A 25,388-nucleotide genomic window follows, 5' to 3' on the forward strand; every position below is an offset into this window, starting at 1 on the left:
GTAATATCCTGCCGGGAATAAATATCAAAAAGATTGTACTAATTTATAAAATAAAGACCATGGGTTTGAAATACGAAGAAAGATATGCAACTCATCCTGCTGATGCGAAGAGTTACGATACTACTCGATTAAGAGATGAGTATTTGGTTCAGAATTTAATGGAAGAAGGAAGTATTAATTTGACTTACTCTCAGTACGATAGAATTATTGTAGGTGGTGCAGTTCCGGTAAAAGAAGCATTGACACTGGAAGCAATCGATCCTTTAAAAGCTGACTATTTTTTGGAAAGAAGAGAGTTGGGTATTGTGAATGTTGGCGGAAAGGGAAGCGTAAGTGTTGACGGTGCAGTTTATGAGCTGGACTACAAAGAGGCTCTTTATGTGGGAAAAGGAAATAAGGAAATCGTTTTTGCGAGTGTAGATGCGGCTTCTCCTGCTCATTTTTATTTAAACTCTGCTCCGGCACACGAGATTTTTCCAAATGTGAAAATCGGACACGAAGATGCTATTGTTGTTGAGTTGGGCGAGTCTGAAAATTCAAACCGCAGAACATTGCGCAAATTAATTGTTTCGGATACAATTAAAACAAATCAGCTGCAAATGGGAATGACTGAGTTGCATCCCGGAAGTGTTTGGAACACAATGCCGGCACATACTCACAGCAGAAGAATGGAAGCTTACTTCTATTTTGAAGTACCAAAAGGACAGGCTATTTGTCATTTTATGGGTGATCCGAAAGAAACCCGCCACATTTGGATGGCAAATGAAGAAGCTGTTTTCTCGCCTACATGGTCGATTCACTCGGCAGCAGGAACAAGTAACTACACATTTATTTGGGGAATGGGCGGCGAAAACCTGAATTACGGCGATATGGATATTTGTCAGCCGGATGAATTGCGTTAATGAAATAGTAATGTTCAATTAGTACAACTAAGATATGATTTTAGATTTATTTAAGTTAGATGGTAAAGTTGCTTTGGTAACTGGAGCAACGCATGGCTTAGGAATGGCTATGGCTGTAGCTTTGGCCGAAGCAGGAGCGAATTTGGTGATAAATGGTAGTTCACGTGGCAATATGGATAAAGCAATTGCCGAGTATGCAAGTCGGGGAATTGATGCGAAAGGATATGTTTTTGATGTAACTGACGAAGCTGGTGTAATTGCTAATGTTGCAAAAATAGAAGCAGAAGTTGGTCCTATTAATATTTTGGTAAACAATGCCGGAATCATCAAACGAGTTGCTATGCAGGACATGGAGGTAAGTGATTATCGTCAGGTGATTGATGTCGATTTGGTTGGTCCGTTTATTATGGGAAAATATGTTGGACGTAAAATGATTGAGCGCCGCGAAGGAAAAATCATCAATATCTGTTCGATGATGAGTGAGTTGGGGCGTAATAGTGTTAGTGCTTATGCTGCTGCCAAAGGAGGCTTGAAAATGTTAACAAAAAACATGGCTACAGAGTGGGGTAAGTATAATATTCAAACCAATGGAATCGGACCGGGATATTTTGCAACATCACAAACTGCCCCTATCCGCGAAGACGGTCATCCTTTTAATGATTTCATTATTAACAGAACGCCTGCAGCACGTTGGGGAGATCCTGAAGATTTGGGCGGAACAGCTGTATTCCTTGCATCAAAAGCATCCGATTTTGTAAACGGACATGTTGTTTATGTTGATGGAGGTATTTTGGCAACCATCGGTAAACCATCAAACGAAAAATAATAGTGAGATAAGTTAGATTATTAGTTAGTTGTGTGAAAGAGTAAGAGGGGGAATTTGAATGTCGCTGAGAAGTGAATCAAAACTCCTCTTATTCTTTTTTTTCATCCAGTCCATTGGTTTTTAAGATCTAAATTTTTGTAAAATGAAGAGATATTGTTTTGCTATTGCCGTTTTAGCAATTTTTTTAAGTGCATGTACTTCGTCTCCTGTTCTTCAGTTAAAGAACAATACGGCTAAGGCCCGAAAAGATGCACCTGTTGTAATTAGCAGGATGGAAATTCAGAAATTAACAGGAGATATTCCTAATGAGAAATTCCCGGTTGTTACTGATGAAAAAGGAACTACAATCCCTTCGCAGGTTGATGATTTAGACAGAGATGGAAAATGGGATGAATTGGCTTTGGTTTGCGATTTTGAAGCAAACGAGGTGAAAAAATTGAATGTTAATTTTGTGTCGTATGACAAGATTCCTGAATATACCGTACGTACCAATGTGCGTTTGGGAGTTGGTTCCATCGAAAAAGGATTTGAAGGTGTTAATCATGCAGTTTCCCCGAAAGGATACACCGGGATTCCGGTTATTTATCAGGCCGAAAGTGTGAGTTGGGAAAACGATTTGATGGGCTTTCGTGATTATTTCGACTGCAGAAATGCTAAGGATTTATTTGGAAAGCTTCAGCCTGAAATGATTATGGATAAAATTGGAACCAAAGAAAGTACTAGTTACCATGAACTAAGCAGTTGGGGAATGGATGTTTTACATGTTGGTCCATCCTTAGGTGCCGGTGGTTTGGCCTTGTTTCATCAAGATTCTTTATACCGTTTGGGATCAACCGATAAGTTCGAATTTCAACTGGTAACAAAAGGACCGGTTCGTTCTGTTTTTGAATTGAATTACGGCGGATGGAATGTGGATGGCAAAAGCCTGAGTGCGCAAGAGAAAATTACTGTTTGGGCCGGCAAATATTGGTTTCAGAGTGATGTTACCGTAGGCGGATTGGATGAAGAGTCGGAATTGGCTGTTGGGATTGTAACCAGCTACTTAAAAGAAAAGAAACCATTTTCGTTTGTGGCAAACAATCAATTCGAGGCAATTGCAACCCACGATATTCAATCGATGAATAATGACTGCCTGGCAATGGGAGTTTTATTTCCATCGGATAGTAAAGTAAGAATTGGTGATGCTCCTGTTTTGAGCGAAGCGGTAAGCAATGGAAGCCGTTGGAACCAAGCTGTTGGTTTAACACACTTTGTAACTCAAAAAATTAATAATAACAACAGTGTAACGCACTACTTTTTTGCCGTCTGGGAGTTGGAAAATAAAAAGTGGGCAGAACAGGAAAATTTTGAAAATCTGATGAAAAGTCAGGCTGATGAATTGAGTTCGCCTGTTGTTGTAAGCATTAAATAAGTATTTTTTACTGAAACCAATTTTGTGAAAATTGTGAATTAGTATATTTTTATATCGGCTAGTGTGAGCAATGTTGTATTCGTAAGAATATGGCATTGCTTTTTTTATGCAATTGCCAATAAAGAACAAAGCTCTGTCTGAAGTGGAAATTTCAGACAGAGCTTTGCTGTGAAAATTAGTCCACTTACTTTTTGATTGATTTGCTCCAGGTGTAAAATAAATCGGTCCAGGAGCTGACGTGCCCTTTGTTAAAACCAAAAGAAAAGCCGTGGCCTCCGGTCGAGAAAATATGCATTTCAGCAGAAACTCCATTGCTGATTAAGCTTTCGTACATCAACAAGCTGTTTTTTACCGGCACCCCATTGTCATCGGATGCGTGAATAAGAAAAGCAGGCGGTGTATCGCTGGTAACCTGTAGGTCGTTGGAGAATTTATCAACTAATTTTTCAGTTGGATTTTCTCCCAATAAACTTCGCTTCGATCCTTGATGTGTAATGCCCTCTTTCATGCTGATTACAGGATAGATGAGTGCCATAAAATCGGGACGGGCACTTTCTAAATCAATATCGTCAGCTGCAGGATACATCAATTCATTGTAATGTGTGCCAAGGGTTGAAGCCAGATGTCCGCCGGCCGAAAAGCCCATTACGCCTATTTCATTTTTATTGATGTTGTATTTTTCAGCATTAAACCGGATGGTTCTTAAAGCTCTCATTGCATCTTGTAAGGGGGCTTTGTAACTTTCAATAACCGACTGAGAATCCGGTAAGCGGTATTTTAGAACAAAGGCTGTAATTCCTTTTGAATTTAACCATTTGGCTATATCGGTACCTTCCGAATCGTATGCTAAAATTCGATACCCGCCGCCAGGGCAAATAAGAACAGCCTGACCGTTTGAATTTTTTTTGGCAGGAGTGAATACCTCTATTGTCGGCGTTTGTACTTTCGAAATCCGAACAACATCTGTTGCATTTATAACTTCTGTTTCATTTGAAACTTGGTGGTTTGGCATCTCATTCGGCCATAGAGGAATAATGTTATTCTGACCAAATATATTGAACGAATACACACTAATTAGTAACAAGAGAAGACCTGTTTTTTTCATGATTTATATTTTATTGATTTTGGAAAATAAATTTACGATTATTCGATGAATTGCAGATGTAATACGATGTTTAAACGGGCAGGTGATTTTATTCTGTGGTAACCAGCAGCAGTTTTAAATCGGTATTGGTTCTGCTTTTGCCTTTCGCCATAAAAACGGCAGTAAAATAGGTCGAATTGCCCAAATAAGAAGCAGTGAATTTTTGCAGGGAGTCGGTATTTGTGAAATATTCTACTGTTGAACAGACGCCTATGTCGTGATCCGAAAAGAAAACGAATTGATCGTGATTATTCGGACCTTTGTATTTAGATACAATTGAATATTCAGAGACAAGTCCTTCGGTGAATAAATTAAATGTGGTGTCCTTTATACTTGGGTGTTTCGAGAAATACAGTTTGGAATCTTTAATTTTGTAGTATTGATTTGCTTCATTAAAAAAATGGATGAACGAATTGTTATTTTTAATTGGGCCGGCATAAATTGTATTTCCATCTTTTAAATCAGCAATGGAGGTTTGGCTTGAAAAATGAATGTTAAAATCAGTATTGTATTTGTCGAACAGGGAAGTAATTTTTTGGCTGGTAATGGCCCCCATACCGGTCATGTACGTGTAATTGGCAGGAGAAAGCTCGTTTTTAAGCTTTGGGTTGTTATCGCAGAACTGATAAAATTCCTCAATGCTGTTGATTGTATAATCGCGGTTCCATCCAAAGGCACCGGTTGCCGTATTGCCCATAACACCAAAAGCGTCACCAATAATTAGCTTCGGTTTGGTTTCATCCGCAACAAAGGAGTTCCAGATGGCAGGTGCTTTTTGAGGTATTTTACTAAGGGCAAACAGCAATAAAACAACAAATAGTACTACGTAAGGTATGTATAAGGATAATTTTATTTTTTTAACTGCGCTTTCTTTGTTTTTTTTCATCGAAAACATCAATTGATACTGACCTTTTTCAATGTGCAGTCTGCAGGCATCTTCTTTGCCTTCGGTTTCGTAATACCGGGCAATTTTTTTCCTCAGATTATAAACATTAACCCGCACTCTGGGACTGCTTTTTTCTGCGTTTTTTGATTCTCCAAAAAATTCTATTTCAATTAATTTTTCTTTAAGATCGGTTCCTTTAATTGTTTCTTCGAATAGATAGGAAAGTAAAGAACTGCTTGTCGGAGCCTTGGAAAATGTTTTGCTATTCCTGATTTTCGCAATAATAAGCCGCTTGTTATCTAAAGAGATATTCATTAAAGAAGAATTTTCAGTTTTCGGGTTTGGTTTGTAATGGTTGGTTTTACAATGCTTTGGGTTTAGTGTTAACCGTTATAAGTACCGTTAAAGCAATGTTAAAGATAGACAAAATGCTTGGAATCGTTTCATTTGTAAAAGGATTATTGAAAGCACAAATAATTTGAGTTTTTCAAAGTGGAAGAATAAATGATTTTCAAATTAAAATAGTTAATAGAATGATGAAAAATAAAGTTTTCGCGGTCATCTGCTTCTTATTTATGTCAACAGTAGTTTTAGGACAACAAAACACATTGACAAATGATGGAGCATGGTGTTGGTTTTCTGCACCTGGAGCAATTTACAAACACAATGGAAAGGCTGAAGTTGTAACTGGTTGGGTCACTTCCGACGGATCGATTGAAGCTGCGACTTTGAATCTGGAAGCTAAAACGAGTTACATTCAAACGGTAAGTCCGAAGTTGGATAAAGACGATCATGCGAATCCTTCTTTTATTGAGTTGAACAACAAAGATGTGCTGATGTTTTATACCAAGCATTTTGATCAGGCTGTGCGTATGAATAAATTGTCCGCAGCAGGAGATTCCAAGGATTTTGGTGCAACTTCCTTTAAAGAGGTGTTTAGCGAGGAGCAATTTAAATTGTATCCGCGAAAGTGTGTTACTTATGCAAATCCGATCGCTTTAAAAAAGGAAAAAAACAGGTTGTTTTGTTTTGGCCGGTGGACAGGTTTTAAACCCAACATGATGTGGTCGGATGACAATGGCGAAACTTTTAATCCGGCTCAGGTTTTTATAACGAATCAACCATTTAACGATGACAATCGCCCCTATGTTCGGTACTATTCCGATGGAAAATCTAAAATACACATCATTTTTACCGATGGACATCCGCGAAAAGAACCAACCAATTCTGTTTATTACGCCTGTTACGAAAAGGGTGCATTCTGGAGAGCTGATGGAACAAAAATTTGTGATTTAAATCAGATTCCTTTTGAGCCTAAAGAAGCAACAGTAGTTTATAAGGCAACAAAAGAAACTGGAAGAGCTTGGGTTTACGATGTTACAGCTGATAAAAAAGGGAATCCGGTTATCTTATATGCTCGTTATCCGAAAGAAACGGAACATTTATATCACTACGCTCAATATATAAAAGGGGAATGGATCGATAATGAGATTTGTAATTCGGGGAAATGGTTTCCTCAAACACCTGAGGGAAAAACGGAACGGGAACCGCATTATTCTGCGGGTTTAACTTTTCATCCATTAAAGCCTAATACAATTTATTTATCGAGAAATGTGAACGGAGTTTTTGAAATTGAGAAAAGAGTGACTTCAGATTTTGGTAAAACATGGGAAGTAACTCCAATTACGCAGCATTCAAAATATGACAATGTTCGTCCTATTGTTCCTAAAAACATGAAAAAAGGCGATAAAACAGTTGTGTTGTGGATGGAAAACGAGAAGTACATTCATTACACAAATTTTAAAAGCAGAATTAAATATTTTCTAGATTAGAAATCATTAAACGATACAATAATGAGAATCACAAAATTTATATCGGTATTAGTTATTTGCCTGTTGTTTGGTGCAGGTAATTTATTTGCACAAGGCAATTTTATTACGAATGTTAATGGTCGCACCCATCAAAGCCTGAACGGCAAGTGGAAGTATATTTTGGATCAGTATGAAACCGGGCAGATCGGTTTTAGTCCTTTGTATAAAAACAGCAAAGCAAAATCGAAGAGCGATAGGGTAGAGTATAGTTTCGATAATGCTCAAACCTTATGGGTTCCCGGTTCCTGGAATTCGCAAAAAGAAGAGTTGTATTATTACGAAGGAAGCATTTGGTTCCGAAAAACCTTCGATTACCAGCCCAAGCATAAAAACTCCAGAATATTTATATATGTGGGGGCTGCAAACTATAAAACTACTTTTTCATTTAATGGGAAAAAATTGGGTGTGCACGAAGGTGGATTTACTCCATTTAGTTTTGAGGTAACCGATTTACTAAAAAAGCAGGATAATTTTTTGATTTTAGGAGTTAGTAACCGACGTGAGAAGGATTATATTCCTGCCATGGTAACCGATTGGTACAATCATGGAGGAATTACCCGCGATGTGAAAATTGTAGAGGTTCCTCAAACCTATATTGATGATTACACACTGGTTTTACAAAAGGAGTCGTTGAATAAAAAAACGCGTGTGGTAAAAGGTTCTGTTCAGCTTGCCGGCAGCGATTATCCTGACAAGGCAAAGGTTGAAATTAAGGAATTGGGAGTTGCTGCCGAAGTTTCCATAAACAAAGAGGGAAGAGGTGAGTTTGCATTTAGCTCAAAAAAGATGAGCTTGTGGTCGCCCGAAAATCCTAAGCTTTACGATGTAAAACTGATTGCGGGAGAAGATGAGCTTACTGATAGAATTGGTTTTAGAACTGTAGAGACAGAGGGAAAAGAAATCCTGTTAAATGGGAAGCCGGTTTTTCTTCGCGGCGTTTCCATTCATGATGAAAATCCGGTTCGAAGAGACAGAGCGCATTCAATGGATGATGCAAAGCTGTTGTTGGGTTGGGCAAAGGAAATGGGTTGTAATTTTGCCCGCCTGGCACATTACCCGCATCAGGAAAATATTGTTCGTTTGGCCGATGAAATGGGAATTTTACTTTGGGAAGAATTGCCATTGTATTGGGGAATTGACTGGAAGAATGAAGACGTTTTGAAAAAGGCGAAAGCGCAATATTCCGAATTAGTTAGAAGAGACAAAAACAGAGCCGCCACCATAATTTGGTCCATTGCAAATGAAACGGTACCCGGCGAAGCGCGAAATCACTTTTTAAGAGAAGTAGCTTCACAGGTGCGTTCGTTGGACAGCACCCGCTTGTTGAGTGCGGCCTGCAAAAAAGATGGTTGGGAAGATGGATTGGCCGGTGATAATTACAAAGTGAGTGATCCGATTGCCGAAGTTTTTGATATTGTAAGTTTTAATGAATATCAGGGATGGTACGGCGGATCGCCTGAAACCTGCCGGAACAAGCGCTTCACAATAGAATACAATAAACCGGTAATTATTAGTGAGTTTGGCGGTGGTGCAATAGAAGGATTTCATGCCGATAAGGAAACACGCTGGAGTGAAGAATATCAGGAGTATATGTATCAGGAGAATTTGGCCATGTTCGATAAAATTGACGGCGTAGTTGGATTAACACCATGGATTTTGGTCGATTTTATGACACCGCTTCGTCAATTGCCCGATGTGCAGGATGGCTGGAACCGAAAAGGATTGGTTTCGGAATCGGGAGCCAAGAAAAAAGCTTTCTATATTATGCAGAACTATTACAAAAAGAAAAAAGAGGAGTACAAATAAAAAACGGAGATAAGTTTAGTATCGATAGGGGTACTAATGCCAAATTAACATCAAAACAGGCCTTGTAAAATGTTTCTTTTCAGCTATATCCTCGTTTAAAAAGATGCATCGTGACATGGATGTGCTTTACTTTTTTGACTTGATACAGCTAAAATTAATTCATTTTAATTAAAGTCTGTTTTGAAATTAAATTGGTATAATCACAATAAGGAGCGTTGATTTTTTTTCAGCGCTCTTTTTTTTGCTGTAATGTCTCGTCCTAAAATAGCCTTACACAAAAAGTAATGTCATGGGAAAAAGTTAATGTAAAATTGATCAGAATTTAATCTTGTTTTTTGAATTGTGAGGCATATATTCTATAGGTTTATAGCTGAATCTACTTCTAACATTTTTCATCATTCAATACAATTCCATGAATTTTAAATTTTTTACGGCTGCAATTCTTATCGTACTGTTTATTGGGTGCAAAAATTCTGTAAAAACAGTAAAAATATTACAAGTACCGGGGAAAGATCAATTTTGTAAGATCGACAAAAAAGGAGTGTCGGTGCTTCCAAGTGGTCGTTATGTGACTCCTGCAGGTGAAGTTATCCCCATCACCAACGATCCGTATGGAATGGCAATCTCGCCTGATGGAAAAAAAGCAGTAACACTGCACAATGGTGTAATTACTATTATCGATTTAACGCAGGTAACAGCACAGCGAATACCTGATTACGAAGGAAAAATACCTTCTCCTTTATCCAAAGGTTCATTTTTAGGAGTTGCTTTTTCCCTCGATTCAAAATATGTTTATTTAAGCGGAGGAGACAAAGGCGATGTCGTTATTTATGATGTTGATAAACTGAAAAAGACAGATGATATTTCATTGAATGGGAAAGTGAATGGCACAGATTATCAGGATAGTTTTACATCCGATTTGATGATGAATCCCGATAAAAACGAATTGCTGGTATTGGACAGAGCTAATTTCAGAATGGTTCGTGTCGATTTGGCCACTAAAAAGGTAACTGCTTCGGTTAAGGTTGGACGACAACCTTTCGGCATTGCTTTAAGTCCCGACAAAAAACAAGCTTTGGTTGCCAATGTGGGGATGTATTCTTACCCTCTTATTACAGGAGCAACACCCGAAAACATTCAAAACCTTTTGATTTCGCATCATCCTTACGGAAATAATACACCCGAATCGGTTCATGGAACATTGGTAGAAGGCAAACAGATTCCAGGTTTGGGCAGTCCGAATCATCCCGATGCCATGAGTGTGTTTACGATTGACCTTGATAACAATAAGGTAATCAGTAAATTCAAAACCGGATATTTAATTGGGGAAACAGTAGAAGATGCCGAAGTTGTTGGTGGTGCAAGTCCGAACTCAATTGCTGTGGGAAAACAATTTGCCTATGTAACCAATGCCACCAACGATAACATTACAATAATAGATCATACAAGCCAAAAGATAGTCGGACATATTCCTATTCAGGTGGATGAACGTATTGATAAACTTAGAGGTTTGCTGCCCTTTGGAATTACAATGACCAAAGATGAAAAAACCCTGTATGTTGCCCTTTTGGGATTTAATGCCGTTGCAGTAATCGATGTGCAAGACAGAACAACCAAAGGTTTGATTCCTTCAGGCTGGGGACCAACCAGAGTGGAATTATCGAATGACGAAAAAAATATTTACATCATTACCTGCCGGGGTTGGGGAGCAGGTCCCAATGGCGGGGTTGGTTTTGTACCGCCTGTTCAGGGCAGTTCGGTGAGTGAAATTCAGTTGGGGAGTTTTCAAAAAGTGCAGGTGCCCGGCGCTGATGAGCTGGCCCGCTATACCAAACAATCGATCGATAATACATTTATTGAAACAACGATTGAAGAGGATGAAAAAAATCCTCTGCCAGAATTGCCCGGATTGCGCCAAAGCCCGATTAAACATGTGGTGTATATCACCAAGGAAAACAGAACTTACGATGAAATTTTCGGGCAGTTGAAGGATGCTGCCGGCGACAGTACATTGGCACGGTATGGTACTAACAACACCTACACATTGCCCGACTCTCTTCAAAATCAGTTTCCCAATCTGCGTATTTCACCCAATCACATAAAAGCGGCCAAACAATTTTCTTTTTCAGACAATTACTATTGCGACAGCGATGCATCCGTACATGGTCATCATTGGTTGGTGGGGGTAATTCCCAATGAATGGGTTGAATCCAATGCCAGTACAGACAAAACAGCTATGCCTTTTTCGAAAGCCGAAGGACGGCGCTTTCCCAAAACAATCGGAAGTGTGGATCCGGAAGATTATGCAGAAACAGGCGGACTTTGGGAGGCCTTGGAACGACAGCAGATAGAATTCTACAATTTCGGACAGGCCAACGAAAGCGGGCACGAACGCGAGGCATGGTACGACACCAATACGGGTGCTGCTCATGGCGTAATGATTCCCATGCAAAATGCCTTGTTCACAAGAACCAGTCATAATTATGCCGGTTACAACACGTCCATTCCCGATCAATACCGAATGGATCAGTTCGAATTGGAATTCACGAAGAAATGGATAAACAGCAACGACGAAATGCCTCCTTTCATCACTATGATGATTCCCAATGATCATGGTGCAAGTCCCAATGCCGAACAAGGATATCCGTACCGCCAGTCGTATATGGCCGACAATGATTTGGCTGTTGGACGTGTACTGCACTTTTTATCGCGGACAAAATACTGGAAAGATATGCTCGTAATTATCACCGAAGATGATCCTCAGGGAGGAGTCGATCATATTGATGCTCACCGTTCTGTTTTGATGATGGCAGGTCCGTATGTAAAGCATGGATATGTTTCGCATACTCATGCCAATTTCGGAGCCATATTGAAAACCATATACAATATTTTAAATGTACCTTATGTGAATCATTTCGACCTAACGGGTTCGTTATTACAGGATTTTTTTACGGATAAACCCGATTTTACGCCCTATACATTGGAACTTCATGATAACCGGATTTATGATGCCGAACTGTCGATGAAGAAATACCATAAAACCATCGACTGGAGAAAGATTGAACAAGGACCCGAAATGGATAATGTAGAAGATGCCCGCGAAGATTTTGCAAAAAATAATACCGAGGAATAGAATGCATTGCCAATTTAAAATCAATTAAATTTCAAATATATTTTAAATGATAAGTTTTGATGTTAATTTGATATTTGCTTATTTTCACAAGCGAAACAAACCTTTAAGCATCATATTTTATGAACAAACGAATTCTCCTGATACAAGCATTGCTTGTTTCACTCTTGCTTTTTTCATGCAAAAAGCCAACACCTAAAGATTTAGCAAAAGAAAATTTAATTCCTCAGCCTGACAGTCTTGTTGCAACGGGCAGCTCTTTCGACTGGACTGCAAAAACAAAAATTTATGTGCAGGAAAAGCAGGAGGGCAGTCAACAAGTGGCAAATTATTTGGCAAAGCTGATTGCTCCGTCAACGGGATTTACTCCTGAAGTGAAACGAGTAACAAATCCGGCCGATAAAAAAGGAATTGCTCTGATTCTGTCGGATGATACTATTTCCGGTGATGAAGCGTACACATTAAAGATTACTGAAAAAAGAGTTGTTCTGGAAGCGAATCAGCCAGCCGGATTGTTTCGGGGAGTGCAAACCATCAGACAACTGCTGCCGGCAAAAATAGAATTGGATAGCGTACAAAAGGGTCCTTGGGAACTGGCCAGCGGTATTATTAAGGATGCACCAAATTACCAGTATCGTGGAGCAATGCTGGATGTGGCACGTCACTTTTTTGGAGTGGAAGATGTAAAGCGGTTTATTGATTTGATTGCAGCATACAAAATGAATGTGCTTCACCTGCACCTTACAGATGATCAGGGTTGGAGAATCGAAATCAAGTCGTGGCCCAATTTAACAACTCATGGCGGAAGTACACAGGTAGGCGGCGAAAAAGGTGGGTTTTATACTCAGAATCAGTACAGCGAAATTGTAAACTATGCGCAGGAAAGATTCATAACTGTTATCCCCGAGATTGATATGCCAGGGCACACCAATGCCGCTTTGGCTTCCTATGCCTGTTTAAATGCCAATAACAAAGTTACCGAATTGTACACCGGCACCAATGTTGGTTTTAGTACGTTGGACACCGATAAGGAGATTACCTATAAATTTATTGATGATGTGATTGGCGAATTAGCAGCCCTTACACCGGGTGAATACATCCACATTGGCGGCGACGAGTCGAATGCAACCAAAAAGAAAGATTACATCAGTTTTGTGAATAGGGTGCAGAAAATTGTAAGCAGTCACAAGAAAAAAATGATTGGATGGGCCGATGTGGCTGCAGCCGAATTGGAAGAAAACTCTCTGGCTCAATTTTGGCAAACCAAGCCTGACAATGCAATAAAGGCCGTAAATCAAAATGTAAAAATCATTATGTCGCCGGCCAACCGTGCCTACCTCGACATGCAATACGATTCCATTTGTCCCTTGGGCTTGCATTGGGCGGGTTATGTGGATGTGAAAAAGGCTTACCAGTGGAGCATTGAAAACTTTACGGAAGGCATCAGTAAAGAAAATATTGTGGGAATTGAAGCACCATTATGGGGAGAAACGATTGAAACAATGGATGACATTGAATACCTTGTTTTCCCACGATTGCCGGGTTACGCCGAATTAGGATGGTCGAAGAACACCAACAAAAGCTGGGACGGGTATAGAATTCGTTTGGGAAAACAGAAAGAACGTTTTAAGTACATGAACATCAACTATTACCAATCGCCTTTAATTCCATGGGCTGATCGAGAAAACGAAAAAATAATACAAGAGAAGGAAACGAAATAATTAGTAGTGTTTCTGTAAAATTGGAAACTTTACTTAAAGTATTTCGTAGAACCATTCACCGCTAACATTTTAAATAACAATGAGATGTATACAAACTTATCTGAAATACAAAAACAATATTTTTATAATTTGTGTGGTGAAACTCATCAATCATCAGAAACAAAAGGGCGTTTTAAAACAAGCAAGCCGTATAACAATGAGTATTATAAATTCTCTCCCTGGGGATTTGAATATTTTTTTGATGTAGAAAAAGGTTATCTGATATGTATATTGTCTCATCATATGACCGACAACCGAATTTATGGCTGGGATTATCGGGGGAATGAAATATCAGATTATATTATTTCTGAATATTTTAAAGGTAAGAAAGTAGCTTAAGAATTAAATATCTGCATAAAGCAGATGTAACAAAACTAGATGTAAAGTTTACCCGACTCTTTTAAAGAGCCGGGTTTTTTATTTATGCGAATACATGTTTTTTATGTTGCTTGAAAAGTAGTTGTAAGTTTTGCGGTATAAATGTTTTGTTCGCTAGTTTGAGTTTCGTAGATTCGGGGAGTAAATATAATAAGTGGTCATTATTGCTCTATAAGGGGTGGTAATTACACCTTATTCATCTAGATGTAGATGAAATAAAGCCCATGGCTTTATTTAGAAGAAACAAGTAAGGAAATCTCCTAATCATAAAAAAAATGAAATGCCTGTTAGTAGGAAAAGGAAAAAAAAGAAGAAAAACAACAAGATTAAGAAGAAGAATTACAAACCATATGAAGTTGTAAAACAAGAATTCGTGCGGTTTGAAAATCCATTTCCTGAAGACATTCCCTTTGAACAGAGGTTAAAAATAATTATTGAAATTGGGAATAAATCAAAGGAAGAATATGAAAAGGAATATGAAAACCTAATTGGATATTTTAAGGAATACGATTCGATTTACCTTTGCTCATTTTGTGCATATTATTTTGGAAAACATCAAGAAGGAATTGATAGAGAAGCAATAGACGGTTTTCTTGATTTCCCACCTTTCTATCTAGAAATATTACAATGTGTTGCATTGATGACGGAGCAAGTTATCTCTGCAAAACCACTGAACGAAAAGATAACTGATTTTGAATCAACTATAAAGAATCTTAATAAATCTCAGTCTGCAAGTTATTTTAAATTAGCTGAGAATGCTTCAAATCAAGAGGATATAAGCGCAATAATGCTTAGAACTGAAATGATGGTACATACATTAGCAGTTAGAAACTGGGCGTATGTTCATCAAATGGATGAAATAACCTTAGAATTATCAAATCTTGTAGAGTCAGTATTTAAAGATAGTATTGGCTTTATGCCAAGTCATCTCTTAGATTTATTATCAGGAATTGTTGAATTGAATGAAAATAAATTAAATAATCACTTTAAAAAAACTCGTAGTTTTATAATACCTAAAAAATATGATGATGTTTTTGCTAAATATGAGGAAGCATTTCCACATGTCGCTAAAACAAATGCTACTCAAAGAGAAGAAATTTGGACTCGCGTAGGCAAGAATATTAAAAATCTTAAAGCTATGTTTTTAGCACATTCAGATTATTTTTTATCTGATGTCTATTCTCATAGTATTACAGAGGTGTCAAATTATTTATCAGATAAAATATCGGAAATCGAGATTTCAAACATTTTAGATAAACTAAGTTATCAGTTTGGTGAGTTGTCTGGGAAAAACAGAGATTTTATATTTTTAGATAATCCTGTTCATTCAAAACCGTTTATTAAGACAGACGAAGAAAAATATTTTTCTGTAATACCGCATATGTTTAGTCATATAGCGTTAGATATCCTTGAATCTTTTGTAGCAGAAAATTCAAAAATAAAAAAGCAGTATCTTTCAGCTAAAGGTAAATATTTGGAAGAAAAGGTCGAAAGTTTAATGAGAAAATCATTCCCAAAAGCACAAATATTCAAGGGAAGTTTATGGCAACGGAATGATGATAATAAATTATATGAGAATGATTTAATAGTACTAATTGAAGAGTTTGCTATAATTATTGAGTGTAAGTCTGGTACGATATCTCCTCCAGCTAAGAGAGGTGCTCCAGAACGTCTTTTTAAAACTATGAAGGAATTAGTTGTTGAGCCTTCAGAGCAAGCAATTCGTTTTCAGAATTTTTTAAAGGAGAATCCAAAACTTCATAAATTAAAAACTAAATCAGGAACCGTAAATAATATTGATAGCTCAAAAATTAGATTTTATGTTCCATTAGGGGTAACTCTTTCAAATCTAGGTTCTATTGGTTGTAATTTAAAGAAACTGATATCTGCTAACATCATATCTCATAAACTAAGCGAACTTGCACCATCAATAAGCTATACAGACCTAGAAATTATTTTTGAGATTTTGACCACACAAGCTGAAAAAATACATTATCTATTACGCAGAAGAGAATTTGAAGTTCATGTTAATTTTCAAGGTGATGAAATGGATTTATTTGGTTTCTACTTGGATAATGGTTTCAATATTGGGGAAACTGAGTTTGATGAGAATTTTCACATAGATTTGACTTTAAAATCAAAAGAACTAGACCCATATTTTATTGGAAAACATAGAAATGTTAAAGTTGAGAAACCAACTTTACAAAAAACAGAATATTGGTCTGACCTTTTAACGAAAATTGAGTCGAGTTCTAAAAACTGGTTAGTTTCCTCATTTATTTTATTGAATCAGCCAAAAGAAGACCAAATTGAATATGAAAAGAAACTAAAGCAATTAATGGGCATGGTCATAAATGATGAGTGTGAAAAAAAACACAATTATTTATTTATGCATTTTGGACCTGAAAGAAGAAAATATATACTTGTTGGCTACCCATATAAAGATACAGATAAAGAAACAAGAGATGGAATTATAAATGACATTGTAGGTCAAATTGAAGAAGAGGAAAATGTAAAAGGATACTTGATTATTGGATACAATTTAAATTCATCAAATTATCCATATTCAGTATTAGCAGGAAGTATGAAAACTAGATTATTTGATAAATTGGACTAAAAAACCAGTTGCTAACAAGCTGACATAAAACATTGCGAAGATAGTGGTGTGCTTGAACGAAATAACATTTAATCAATAGAGTATCTGGATGGTGAATTTGTGTTTGAAAATGCGCAACGTTTCATGCCAACATATGTTTAGCAAACATTAGAAGGATGAAGAATCAATACAAAATATGAGAGAGGTTATAAAAACAGAAACACTAAATAATTTCAAGGATTTTTCAAGTGGGGTTGGTGCTAGCCTAAAAATTCCAACTAAATTGGATATTGACTCTGGTGGAGCATTACAGTATCTTACAATAAATATTGAGAAAGAACTTGATAATAGTAAAATTGTTATTAATCAAACATTTTCATATCTGTTTAGCCAGCCAGAGGAATTAGTAGCTCAAACTGGATTAATCTTAACTATTAAGAAAACTGTTCGGTCAGATTTTTATCTTCACTTTTGGCAACGTGAATTAATGGATCGGATATTTTCAAAAGACAGAATTAATTCAGGAAACCCAATTTTTAATAAAACGTTTTCAGTCAGGAGCAATAATCCGAACATTGTAAATTCAATATTTACAAACTCGAATGTTCAAGATTTATTTTTGAATAATAAGTTCTTAGTTTTTAATGTAAATTCTAACGGAAGAGAAATTAAGATTAAACTTAAAAATATGGTACTGAAAAAGTATGAAACTGAAGAGATTGAGAATTATTATAACAATTTATTGTTTATAAACAATTTGATTAAAGTATAAAATTTCCTTTGTTAACAAAGGATATAGTGCATTTGGCAGATAGCGCTAGTTGGAACCTATTGATATAAGTTCAGTAAATTAATGCAGAATAAGTTTTGCATAATTGATTTTGAAAAAGTGATTTATGGTTCGTACAATTGGACTAATAAAGCCCAATATAATGATGAAACTATATCAATAATTGACAGGCGTTTGGAGTCAAAAAAGTTTGCAGAACAATTTTTAAAAATTAAACTTGAAATTAAAAAGCAAAATTGGACAGTAATTTATTTAGGGAATTAAAAACAGTAAAACCAAACAAATAACGAAATGAATGATTTTTTGATAGCAATAGGTATTGGTCTTACAGCCGGTTTGATCGACATTATTCCAATGACAATTCAGAAACTTGATAAGCGGGATACTATCTCAGCTTTTGTACACTATTTCGCACTCGGATTAATTATTCCATTTGTGAATTGGGGATTGGCTCCGTGGATGACAGGAATGATTATCGCTTTACTGACCGCCATACCGGTTATGATTGTTGTTTATCCCAAAGACAAAAAAGCAATTGTTCCAATGATATTGTTTTCGTTGCTATTGGGTGCGGGAATTGGAATTGCCGGGGCAAAATTTATCGGATAGAAAATGGGGGGATTGATTAAAAAACAGTAAAAAGACCATGCAGCAATTAATTCCGGAAATATCAAAGAATATCCCAAAAAACAAATATTTTTAACAGACTATAAATTTATTTTAATGACCTGTATTTATCGACTATTAATTTTCAGTTTAGTACTGATTCCAAATCTTACCAAAGCACAATCAAATATCGAACTTTTTAACCAAAAGGATTTATCGGGATGGTATGCCTATGAACCTGAATCGGGAAAACATGAGAATGCTTTAGAGCTCTTTGCTGTCGATCAGCAGATGATTCGTTTGTATGGTAACAAGGCAGGCTACCTAATGTCTGAGCAATCATTTGATAATTTTCAATTATGCGTAGAATTCCGGTGGAATACCGATTCAACATTTGTAAGAAAAAGCAACAAAAAAAACAGCGGAATTACTTATTTGGTTCCAAAAGAAAGCCACGATACCTTGTGGCCTAAGGGAGTGCAGTTTCAGGTAAAAGAAGGTGCGACAGGAGATTTTATTTTTATTCAGAATGTTACACTACGAATTAATGGAGTGCAAACAGAACCTGGACGAAGTGTGGTTGCCAAACGTTTTACAGATGCAAGCAATGCAATTGGAGAATGGAATACTGCAGTTATTACAGTAGTAAATGGTAAAATTAAACAGGAGCTGAATGGTAAACTGGTAAACGAGGGAGTCGAATCTTCGGTTTCGAAAGGTCGTATTTTATTGCAATATGAAGGTTATCCGATTGATTTTCGTAAGGTGCAGATTAAGAAATTATAATGGCTTCAATTAGGCCTATTTGTACCGGTAGATTGTTTTGATATGGTGATGACTAAAAAAATATTCAGGAAGTATAATTAAATTAAAATGCCATGCATTATTTGAAATGTAACAATTGCGGACACTTAAACGAGCTTAAATCGGAATACATGACTTTTTGTACAAAGTGCAGCAAAAAGCTCGAAAACAATTATTCCGATTGGAAAATTCGTAATTCAGATCAATCATTTGATGAATACAAACAAGCCGTATGCACTACCGAAGCCATTGAATCGTTGAAGGAAATACCAAAGGCGAAACAGCGGAAAGGGCTTAAATATTGGATCGCATTTGCTGTAGCATTTGCAATTTTTTATGCCATTGGACAAATTGGAGGTGAAAGTTTAGCCGGATTATTTCGGAAAACAACATTCGATAAAGTATTAATGGAAATGGCAGGTGAACTTAATAAATCGTGCCCGATTATGGTCGATAATGCCACCAGGCTTGACAATGCAGTTGCATTGCCCGACAATGTTTTTCAATACAATTACACTCTTATTGGTATGAATAAGGATTCAGTAAATATTGAAGAACTAAAATCTTATCTGGAGCCGACCATAATTAATTCCATAAAAACGAATCCCGACATGAAGGGTATGAGAGATAATAAAGTGAAAGTGAATTATTACTATAAGGACAAGTCGGGTGTTTATTTATTTACCATCTCGGTGAAACCGGAACAATATGAATAATAATAAATGCGGGTTTAAATACAGCAGTTCTTTAATTTGAATAGCTATAAATAAAAGGTTTACTTTTTACGACAATAGCTTGTCGGATGAGGCAGATTGGAGTGCATGCTGTATTGAAATCGCATAAGAAGTAATTGTTGCACAATCATATTTAAAATCAAACAATGAAAGTCGTTTCCACAAATATTGGTAAAAGTGTAGAAATCAATTATCACGGACAAATTGAAAAAACCGGCATTTATAAATATGCAGTTGATCAGGCAATTTTTCTTGGTAAAGAAGATGTTGTTAAGGATGCGGTAATTGACAGAAGGTATCATGGAGGTGCAGATAAAGCCTGTTACTGGTATTCTGAAAAACATTACGCTTTTTGGAAAGATAAATTCCCAAATTTGGATTGGAATTATGGAATGTTTGGCGAAAATTTAACCATTTCTGATTTGGATGAAGGAGACATTAAAATTGGTGATGTTTTTCAAATAGGAAATGCCAGAGTTCAGGTTACCCAGCCCCGGCAACCATGCTACAAACTAAATTATCGGTTTGATTGCAACAGTATGGTTCGCCAGTTTATTGATGCTGGTTTTCCAGGCATATATATTCGTGTGATTGAGGAAGGAGAAGTAAGGAAAGGGGATGAGTTAATTTTGCTGGAAAGGCGAGAGGAAAGCTTATCGATAAGAGAAGTGTACAATTTGTTGTACGAATCTTCCAAAGATCAGTTAAAATTGGAAAAGGCATTATCTGATCCGGCACTGGCCGCAAGCTGTAAAAGGGATTTGAATAAATAAGAAAGGACAGCGGTGGCTGTCCTTTTGTATGTTAACTTCCTAATATTATTTTTCGAATTAAGGCTTCATGATCGGTAGTGCTTACATCCATATTAAATCCTATTTTATAAATCAAGCCATTGTACCAGGTGTAATACTGCGACGAGCCCGTTGATTCCTTGTCCATAAGCTTATCGTCGGCAATATATTTGTAATAGTCAAACATTCTGGGCCATCTTCCTGATGCTGCTTTGTAATACAAAGGATGGGTTCCTTCCAAAACTAATTTTTCATAACCTGTAATATTTTCTTCCATTGCTAATGTGGCTTGTTCATCTGCAAAGGGATCTTCAGGATATTGAGTAATAGAGATGATAAAGAAATCTTTAAAATTGGTTTGGTAGCCCGAAACATTCTCCAAATAAGAAAATTGAACCTGAAATACCAATTTATTGAAGGCATTCCATGAAGTCACAATATTTGCATCTTGCTGAGCAACAGCAAATGGCAAATCACTTTGCGATATCAGGTTAATTTTATCTCTCATGACTGAAGGAATGCTCGACAGAGCTTCCGAAAAACTCACCGGAGCATAATAGTCCACTTTTTCGCGGAATTCTAATAATTCAAAATCATAGTTGTAGGTGTGTTGTCTTCCATCAACTTCATTTAAATTTTCCAGTAGTGCTTGGTTTTCATCAATATAACCGGAATATTTGTTGTCTTTTGCGCATGAAAAACTTCCAATAATAAAAAATATAATGAAAAAATAATGACGTCTCATAGTGGTGTAATTAGGTAAATCAATAGTAACAGTACAAACATACGTAAAAAAAGATTTTATGTTTTGTCTTGTTTAAAATTAAATAATCATATTAAGATTTTTTCCATCCCAAATACAAGAATTAAAAGTTGTGCCTATTCTTCATTTGCCATCTCCCAGGCGGTTAAAAATACCAATTGGGATACTCTGTTTATGGCTTGGAAATCAATTTTTTCAGCAGTGTCGCTTGCTTTGTGGTAGTCGGCATGTAAGCCATTAAAATAAAAAACAGCAGGAATGCCATGCTTCACAAAGGATGCCTGATCCGAAGCCTGATACAGAAAATTATCAGGCATATCGTATTTGTAATCAAGGCGTAATTTTGTACTGATCTGATTTATGCTATCGGATATGACTTTCAATTTAGGTTTGAGATGATTGGTTCCCAAAAGGTAAACATAATCTGTGGTATCATTAAATTCATCGTGTCGGCCCAGCATATCCAAATTTAAATTTCCAACAATATCTGATAAGGGAAACGGCGGGTTGTCTACAAAATATTTCGATCCGCACAAACCTTTTTCTTCTCCTGTAAATGCAGCAAAAAGGATGCTGCGTTTTGTTTTATGCCCCTCATCGCTGGCTTCCTGAAATTTTCGTGCAATTTCTATGATTGCGGCAGTTCCTGATGCATTATCATTCGCTCCATTGAATATTTCACCATCATTTTTTCCAACATGATCGTAATGAGCAGAAATAACTAAAACTTCTTCTTTTTTATTGGTACCAGGCAAAAAGGCGAACACATTTTCAGTGCTTAATTCCTTGTATTTTAGATCAAAGTTAAAAGTGAATTTACAAATTCTCTGTTCTGTTTTTTTCATCTTTTTTGTCTCTAAAATCTGTTTTAATCTTTTGGGTTTGATTTGAAGAAGTTCGCAGGCAACCGGATTCGAGATTGCCCCCTGATAGGTGTGCATTCTGTTTTTATATTTGGTAAAGGATGTGGCAGAGCTGATGGAATCAAAAGGATTGAAATCGTTATTATTATCAGGTTTTAAATTCATTCCTCTGGGCGAGATTGTTCTTTTTTTTGCAAGTAGTTCCATGTATTGCCTGCTCTTATTGGGATTGCAAAACAGCACCAATTTGGCTTTCGAAGCAGTTACAATATCATTCGATTTTATGGCCGCAGCATACAGGTTAGTGCTCAGAAAGAGAACAGCCTTGTCAGAATAATCTTTGTTTATATAACTCGTGTCAGGAGCAGTTCCCAAAAAAACAAGATCCATATTATTGTTCGAATAATTAGTGAATCCTGATATCAGAATATCTTCGTAATTTTTAAATATCTTATCTATGGTTTGAATTTCAGCATCAGCTTGCTCCTTTTTGTAGATCGCGAAATTCTGAAAATATCCCAAACGGTCTTTGTTTCCTTTAGGATTGTTTACTCCTGCATTAATGAATTGCTGACAGATGTATTGGGCGGCAAGCTTTTGTCCTTTACTTCCAGTGTCTCGTCCTTCCATACTATCAGAGGATAGTGTTACAATATCGTTTTGTATTTTATTGGTCGATAGTGATTTTGAATAGTACAAGGCGATACTGTCTTGTGCACTTAAATGAAACAAATTACTTACTGATATGAAAAGGATAATGATGATTGATCGCATGGGAAATACTTTAATAATGAAATATGGAAATTAAATTACTAAAATTTGTTTTCCGATTCGCATCTGGCTTTTATTTATTTACTGTTTAAGCAAGGGATTACAAGGTATTTTATTTCTCATTTTTAGCTCTAATGTCGTAACTTTAACTAAATAAGGAATTTGAATCATGAAAACCTTCAGCCTTGTTATACTATTGATTGTTTCACTAGGAAGATATAGTGAAGTTGCTAATCGGCAAAAGATGGAATTTGAGAAACTTCGGGTAAACATGGTCATCGAGCAGATAATTAAAAGAGGTGTGAATGACGCTCTTGTTATCCGCGCGATGGAAAAAGTGGAAAGGCATTTATTCGTTCCGGCAAGTTTAAAGCGTTTCGCGTATCAGGATCGTCCTTTGCCTATCGGGGAAGGACAAACCATTTCACAACCTTATATTGTTGCGTATATGACTCAACTGCTCGAATTGAGTTCGAAAAGCCGGGTTTTGGAAATTGGTACAGGTTCCGGGTATCAGGCGGCTATATTGGGAGAGATATGTGCTGAAGTTTATTCCATAGAAATTGTTGAATCCCTGCAGAAAAGAGCTTCTTTTGTTCTGGATTCTTTAAAATATGAAAATGTAAAGACTTTTTATGGAGATGGTTATCAGGGGTTGGCTGATAAAGCTCCATTCGATGGAATTATTGTGACTTGTTCACCTACAGCAGTTCCTGAAGCTTTAATTGCTCAACTGGGAGAAGGAGGCCGATTGGTAATTCCTGTGGGTAAGAAGAATGTGAAGAAGTTGGTTCTTCTAAAAAAAGAAAATGGGAAAATAAGCAAACAGATTGATTTACCTGTTCGATTTGTTCCCATGGTTGATGAAAAAGGGAAATTTTATTAAGTTTATTTCTTCTTTTTATAAACCCCTTCAAATTGAATACTCCAAATTTTACCTTCGTCAATTGTTGATTCCCAAATCTGCTTTACATCGCCGTTTGGCAATAATATCCAGCTAATTCGATGAAGAGATTGATCTTCTCCCATATTGGAGTCGGTACCGCTTAACAATACCATTTTTCCATTTTCAAAATTTCCTTTTAATAATAGATTGTTTCCATTTTTATCAATCCAAATTTGCTGCCATTTATCAATCTTATCATTGTAAAAACTATAGCTCGTACCCGTAAAACTTTCTTTTTCCGACACCCAGTTTTCCTGAAGCAAGTTACCGTTTTGCAGCAAACTAATGGTGTTGTGACCTACAAGTTCGTCATTGGTGAACACATCCCATTCTCCCACCCAAAAATCGAATAAACGATGCGGAGAAATAGTATTTTCTGTATTTGTATTTTGCGAAAAGGAGGTTAAATGCGAAAGAATAAAAATGAGAAAAAACAAGCGTTTCATGAGGAAATTTTTGAAAGTGAAACAAATAATAAAGTCAAAAATTCATTTGGAGTTTATTCTTCAAGATAAGTTAAACATCGTTCCAGTCTGCTTTTTAGTTCCCGTGCAAAAGGTTGTAATGCTTCATTTTCAATTACATTAAAAGCCGCTGTTGGATCCATAATTGAAATATCTACATGACCATTATCTTGTTCAATAACAGTTACATTACAAGGCATCATTATGCCGATTTGATCTTCTACCTGAAAAGCTTTGTAGGCAAAAGATGGGTTACAGGCACCTAGGATCCTGTATTTTTTGAAATTGACATCCAGTTTTTCTTTTAAAGTAGCTTTCACATCAATATCAGTTAATATGCCGAATCCTTCGGTTTGAAGAGCTCTGGTCACACGGTCAATGGCATCGTCAAATTTAAAATGCGTACTTAAACGGATAAAATAGCTCATCGTTTTATTTTTTTAGGTATAAATTAGTAGCACTATATTATTTTTAGGCAACAATCAAGATATGAAAAAATGCGTGAACTGTAAAAAATAAAAACGATAACTAGATATTCTGGTCGTATTTTGTTTTGTTGTATTTTCTTCTTGGCGAGAGTTCACACGCTTTAATTAAAAACCAAATTAAGAGTGTGAAGGCGAGAATCCTTAAATATCCCAATACTGGTTCGTACTCTAAACCTAATGGACCCGGAACATAACGGGTAAGCATAATTATACTTAGAGGAATGAAAATAATCATCAATATAATAAGAAGTATTGCTGCTTCTTTATGAACTCTTCTGATCAAAAGACCAACACCACAAATAATCAGAACAAATCCTAAAATATTAATTATTTCGTAAGTTGAGTTGGAAATAGCAGCGAATATATGCTCAAAAATATTTGGAACAATTATGTGCATTCCACCAACAGTAATGAAGCCGATTCCATAAGCAAAACGCAAACGATCATTTTTAGAAAATTTCATGAGGTATTTGCTGAAGCGTGAGGTGACCCACACCAAAACATATGAAATGAATATAACAAGTAAAAAAAGCATCGGCTGAGTATTTATAATTACATGGTTTTCAGTTAATATACGAATTTGATATTTTGTCTGCAAATGCCTGATTTTAAAACTTTATCGTGTTAAAGGTAAAAGACCACATTTGTGAAATGCAGT

The 25,388-nt window shown here is 36.4% G+C and carries 23 protein-coding genes; 16 read left to right on the forward strand and 7 right to left on the reverse strand.

Translation table 11 applies throughout. The features are described 5' to 3' along the window. The first annotated feature begins 59 nt into the window (after positions 1 to 59). From kduI to GQR60_RS09535, 3 genes are all read left to right on the forward strand, one after another. Positions 60 to 902 carry a 5-dehydro-4-deoxy-D-glucuronate isomerase gene (kduI, locus tag GQR60_RS09525; protein ID WP_124992697.1) on the forward strand — a complete coding sequence of 281 codons (843 nt, stop codon included), beginning with the start codon at positions 60 to 62 and terminating at the stop codon, positions 900 to 902. Between the two features lie 34 nt (positions 903 to 936). After that, positions 937 to 1,728, forward strand: a complete 792-nt coding sequence (locus GQR60_RS09530; protein ID WP_191991610.1) for a gluconate 5-dehydrogenase — start codon at positions 937 to 939, stop codon at positions 1,726 to 1,728. A gap of 142 nt (positions 1,729 to 1,870) precedes the next feature. Beyond that, the gene (locus tag GQR60_RS09535) at positions 1,871 to 3,139 is read left to right on the forward strand and encodes a DUF4861 domain-containing protein (protein ID WP_124992698.1); all 1,269 of its coding nucleotides are present in this window, start codon (positions 1,871 to 1,873) and stop codon (positions 3,137 to 3,139) included. Positions 3,140 to 3,323: 184 nt separating this feature from the next. Here the strand turns inward: GQR60_RS09535 and GQR60_RS09540 are convergent, their stop codons facing one another. Further along, positions 3,324 to 4,244 carry an alpha/beta hydrolase gene (locus tag GQR60_RS09540; protein ID WP_124992699.1) on the reverse strand — a complete coding sequence of 307 codons (921 nt, stop codon included), beginning with the start codon at positions 4,242 to 4,244 and terminating at the stop codon, positions 3,324 to 3,326. Between the two features lie 88 nt (positions 4,245 to 4,332). After that, positions 4,333 to 5,484: a helix-turn-helix domain-containing protein gene (locus GQR60_RS09545; protein WP_124992700.1), complete on the reverse strand. Its 1,152-nt coding sequence runs from the start codon at positions 5,482 to 5,484 to the stop codon at positions 4,333 to 4,335. A 218-nt stretch (positions 5,485 to 5,702) separates the two neighbouring features. Here GQR60_RS09545 and GQR60_RS09550 point away from each other — a divergent pair, with 218 nt between their 5' ends. The 12 genes from GQR60_RS09550 (at position 5,703) to GQR60_RS09605 (ending at position 20,417) form a co-directional block, all read left to right on the forward strand. Further along, positions 5,703 to 7,001 carry a BNR-4 repeat-containing protein gene (locus GQR60_RS09550; RefSeq protein WP_124992701.1) on the forward strand — a complete coding sequence of 433 codons (1,299 nt, stop codon included), beginning with the start codon at positions 5,703 to 5,705 and terminating at the stop codon, positions 6,999 to 7,001. Positions 7,002 to 7,022: 21 nt separating this feature from the next. Further along, a complete protein-coding gene (locus tag GQR60_RS09555) occupies positions 7,023 to 8,846 on the forward strand; it encodes a glycoside hydrolase family 2 protein (RefSeq protein ID WP_124992702.1) in 1,824 nt (607 codons plus the stop codon). A gap of 412 nt (positions 8,847 to 9,258) precedes the next feature. Continuing rightward, positions 9,259 to 11,979: a bifunctional YncE family protein/alkaline phosphatase family protein gene (locus tag GQR60_RS09560; RefSeq protein WP_124992703.1), complete on the forward strand. Its 2,721-nt coding sequence runs from the start codon at positions 9,259 to 9,261 to the stop codon at positions 11,977 to 11,979. A gap of 119 nt (positions 11,980 to 12,098) precedes the next feature. Further along, entirely contained in the window at positions 12,099 to 13,697 is a 1,599-nt protein-coding gene (locus tag GQR60_RS09565) for a beta-N-acetylhexosaminidase (RefSeq protein ID WP_124992704.1), read from the forward strand. A gap of 84 nt (positions 13,698 to 13,781) precedes the next feature. Further along, the gene (locus GQR60_RS09570) at positions 13,782 to 14,075 is read left to right on the forward strand and encodes a hypothetical protein (RefSeq protein ID WP_124992705.1); all 294 of its coding nucleotides are present in this window, start codon (positions 13,782 to 13,784) and stop codon (positions 14,073 to 14,075) included. A gap of 319 nt (positions 14,076 to 14,394) precedes the next feature. Continuing rightward, positions 14,395 to 16,731, forward strand: coding sequence for a hypothetical protein (locus GQR60_RS09575; RefSeq protein WP_124992706.1), 2,337 nt, complete (start codon positions 14,395 to 14,397; stop codon positions 16,729 to 16,731). A 175-nt stretch (positions 16,732 to 16,906) separates the two neighbouring features. Continuing rightward, entirely contained in the window at positions 16,907 to 17,482 is a 576-nt protein-coding gene (locus GQR60_RS09580) for a hypothetical protein (protein ID WP_124992707.1), read from the forward strand. Between the two features lie 81 nt (positions 17,483 to 17,563). Then, entirely contained in the window at positions 17,564 to 17,764 is a 201-nt protein-coding gene (locus GQR60_RS20385) for a phospholipase D-like domain-containing protein (protein WP_124992708.1), read from the forward strand. A 27-nt stretch (positions 17,765 to 17,791) separates the two neighbouring features. Next, the gene (locus tag GQR60_RS09590; protein ID WP_124992709.1) at positions 17,792 to 18,109 is read left to right on the forward strand and encodes a hypothetical protein; all 318 of its coding nucleotides are present in this window, start codon (positions 17,792 to 17,794) and stop codon (positions 18,107 to 18,109) included. Positions 18,110 to 18,223: 114 nt separating this feature from the next. Further along, positions 18,224 to 18,892 carry a 3-keto-disaccharide hydrolase gene (locus tag GQR60_RS09595; protein ID WP_124992710.1) on the forward strand — a complete coding sequence of 223 codons (669 nt, stop codon included), beginning with the start codon at positions 18,224 to 18,226 and terminating at the stop codon, positions 18,890 to 18,892. Between the two features lie 92 nt (positions 18,893 to 18,984). Next, positions 18,985 to 19,626, forward strand: coding sequence for a hypothetical protein (locus tag GQR60_RS09600; protein WP_124992711.1), 642 nt, complete (start codon positions 18,985 to 18,987; stop codon positions 19,624 to 19,626). Positions 19,627 to 19,790: 164 nt separating this feature from the next. Further along, complete coding sequence (locus GQR60_RS09605; RefSeq protein ID WP_124992712.1) at positions 19,791 to 20,417, forward strand: MOSC domain-containing protein; 627 nt, start codon at positions 19,791 to 19,793, stop codon at positions 20,415 to 20,417. A gap of 31 nt (positions 20,418 to 20,448) precedes the next feature. Here GQR60_RS09605 and GQR60_RS09610 read toward each other — a convergent pair whose 3' ends face one another. Together GQR60_RS09610 and GQR60_RS09615 are read right to left on the reverse strand one after the other, a co-directional pair. Further along, a complete protein-coding gene (locus tag GQR60_RS09610; protein ID WP_124992713.1) occupies positions 20,449 to 21,180 on the reverse strand; it encodes a hypothetical protein in 732 nt (243 codons plus the stop codon). Positions 21,181 to 21,314: 134 nt separating this feature from the next. Next, on the reverse strand, positions 21,315 to 22,835 hold the full coding sequence (locus GQR60_RS09615) for a M28 family metallopeptidase (RefSeq protein WP_124992714.1): 1,521 nt from the start codon (positions 22,833 to 22,835) through the stop codon (positions 21,315 to 21,317). Between the two features lie 241 nt (positions 22,836 to 23,076). On the opposite strand from GQR60_RS09615, the gene GQR60_RS09620 reads away from it, so the two are divergent. Next, positions 23,077 to 23,718 (forward strand): protein-L-isoaspartate(D-aspartate) O-methyltransferase, encoded by a 642-nt coding sequence (locus tag GQR60_RS09620; RefSeq protein WP_225441381.1) that lies wholly within the window; start codon positions 23,077 to 23,079, stop codon positions 23,716 to 23,718. A 2-nt stretch (positions 23,719 to 23,720) separates the two neighbouring features. Here the strand turns inward: GQR60_RS09620 and GQR60_RS09625 are convergent, their stop codons facing one another. The 3 genes from GQR60_RS09625 to GQR60_RS09635 all read right to left on the reverse strand — a co-directional run bounded on the left by GQR60_RS09625 (position 23,721) and on the right by GQR60_RS09635 (position 25,193). After that, complete coding sequence (locus GQR60_RS09625; RefSeq protein ID WP_124992716.1) at positions 23,721 to 24,224, reverse strand: hypothetical protein; 504 nt, start codon at positions 24,222 to 24,224, stop codon at positions 23,721 to 23,723. A gap of 53 nt (positions 24,225 to 24,277) precedes the next feature. Beyond that, a complete protein-coding gene (locus GQR60_RS09630) occupies positions 24,278 to 24,670 on the reverse strand; it encodes a DUF302 domain-containing protein (protein ID WP_124992717.1) in 393 nt (130 codons plus the stop codon). A gap of 100 nt (positions 24,671 to 24,770) precedes the next feature. Then, positions 24,771 to 25,193 carry a hypothetical protein gene (locus GQR60_RS09635; RefSeq protein WP_124992718.1) on the reverse strand — a complete coding sequence of 141 codons (423 nt, stop codon included), beginning with the start codon at positions 25,191 to 25,193 and terminating at the stop codon, positions 24,771 to 24,773. Between the last annotated feature and the right edge of the window lie 195 nt (positions 25,194 to 25,388).

This window comes from Labilibaculum euxinicum (assembly GCF_009795715.1).
Taxonomy (GTDB): domain Bacteria; phylum Bacteroidota; class Bacteroidia; order Bacteroidales; family Marinifilaceae; genus Labilibaculum; species Labilibaculum euxinus.

Bases quoted from the DNA above. Each gene is read 5' to 3' on its own strand.
- kduI (WP_124992697.1), top strand. From the start codon at position 60: ATGGGTTTGAAATACGAAGAAAGATATGCAACTCATCCTGCTGATGCG.
- GQR60_RS09530 (WP_191991610.1), top strand. From the start codon at position 937: ATGATTTTAGATTTATTTAAGTTAGATGGTAAAGTTGCTTTGGTAACT.
- GQR60_RS09535 (WP_124992698.1), top strand. From the start codon at position 1,871: ATGAAGAGATATTGTTTTGCTATTGCCGTTTTAGCAATTTTTTTAAGT.
- GQR60_RS09540 (WP_124992699.1), bottom strand. From the start codon at position 4,244: ATGAAAAAAACAGGTCTTCTCTTGTTACTAATTAGTGTGTATTCGTTC.
- GQR60_RS09545 (WP_124992700.1), bottom strand. From the start codon at position 5,484: ATGAATATCTCTTTAGATAACAAGCGGCTTATTATTGCGAAAATCAGG.
- GQR60_RS09550 (WP_124992701.1), top strand. From the start codon at position 5,703: ATGATGAAAAATAAAGTTTTCGCGGTCATCTGCTTCTTATTTATGTCA.
- GQR60_RS09555 (WP_124992702.1), top strand. From the start codon at position 7,023: ATGAGAATCACAAAATTTATATCGGTATTAGTTATTTGCCTGTTGTTT.
- GQR60_RS09560 (WP_124992703.1), top strand. From the start codon at position 9,259: ATGAATTTTAAATTTTTTACGGCTGCAATTCTTATCGTACTGTTTATT.
- GQR60_RS09565 (WP_124992704.1), top strand. From the start codon at position 12,099: ATGAACAAACGAATTCTCCTGATACAAGCATTGCTTGTTTCACTCTTG.
- GQR60_RS09570 (WP_124992705.1), top strand. From the start codon at position 13,782: ATGTATACAAACTTATCTGAAATACAAAAACAATATTTTTATAATTTG.
- GQR60_RS09575 (WP_124992706.1), top strand. From the start codon at position 14,395: ATGCCTGTTAGTAGGAAAAGGAAAAAAAAGAAGAAAAACAACAAGATT.
- GQR60_RS09580 (WP_124992707.1), top strand. From the start codon at position 16,907: ATGAGAGAGGTTATAAAAACAGAAACACTAAATAATTTCAAGGATTTT.
- GQR60_RS20385 (WP_124992708.1), top strand. From the start codon at position 17,564: ATGCAGAATAAGTTTTGCATAATTGATTTTGAAAAAGTGATTTATGGT.
- GQR60_RS09590 (WP_124992709.1), top strand. From the start codon at position 17,792: ATGAATGATTTTTTGATAGCAATAGGTATTGGTCTTACAGCCGGTTTG.
- GQR60_RS09595 (WP_124992710.1), top strand. From the start codon at position 18,224: ATGACCTGTATTTATCGACTATTAATTTTCAGTTTAGTACTGATTCCA.
- GQR60_RS09600 (WP_124992711.1), top strand. From the start codon at position 18,985: ATGCATTATTTGAAATGTAACAATTGCGGACACTTAAACGAGCTTAAA.
- GQR60_RS09605 (WP_124992712.1), top strand. From the start codon at position 19,791: ATGAAAGTCGTTTCCACAAATATTGGTAAAAGTGTAGAAATCAATTAT.
- GQR60_RS09610 (WP_124992713.1), bottom strand. From the start codon at position 21,180: ATGAGACGTCATTATTTTTTCATTATATTTTTTATTATTGGAAGTTTT.
- GQR60_RS09615 (WP_124992714.1), bottom strand. From the start codon at position 22,835: ATGCGATCAATCATCATTATCCTTTTCATATCAGTAAGTAATTTGTTT.
- GQR60_RS09620 (WP_225441381.1), top strand. From the start codon at position 23,077: ATGGAATTTGAGAAACTTCGGGTAAACATGGTCATCGAGCAGATAATT.
- GQR60_RS09625 (WP_124992716.1), bottom strand. From the start codon at position 24,224: ATGAAACGCTTGTTTTTTCTCATTTTTATTCTTTCGCATTTAACCTCC.
- GQR60_RS09630 (WP_124992717.1), bottom strand. From the start codon at position 24,670: ATGAGCTATTTTATCCGTTTAAGTACGCATTTTAAATTTGACGATGCC.
- GQR60_RS09635 (WP_124992718.1), bottom strand. From the start codon at position 25,193: ATGAAATTTTCTAAAAATGATCGTTTGCGTTTTGCTTATGGAATCGGC.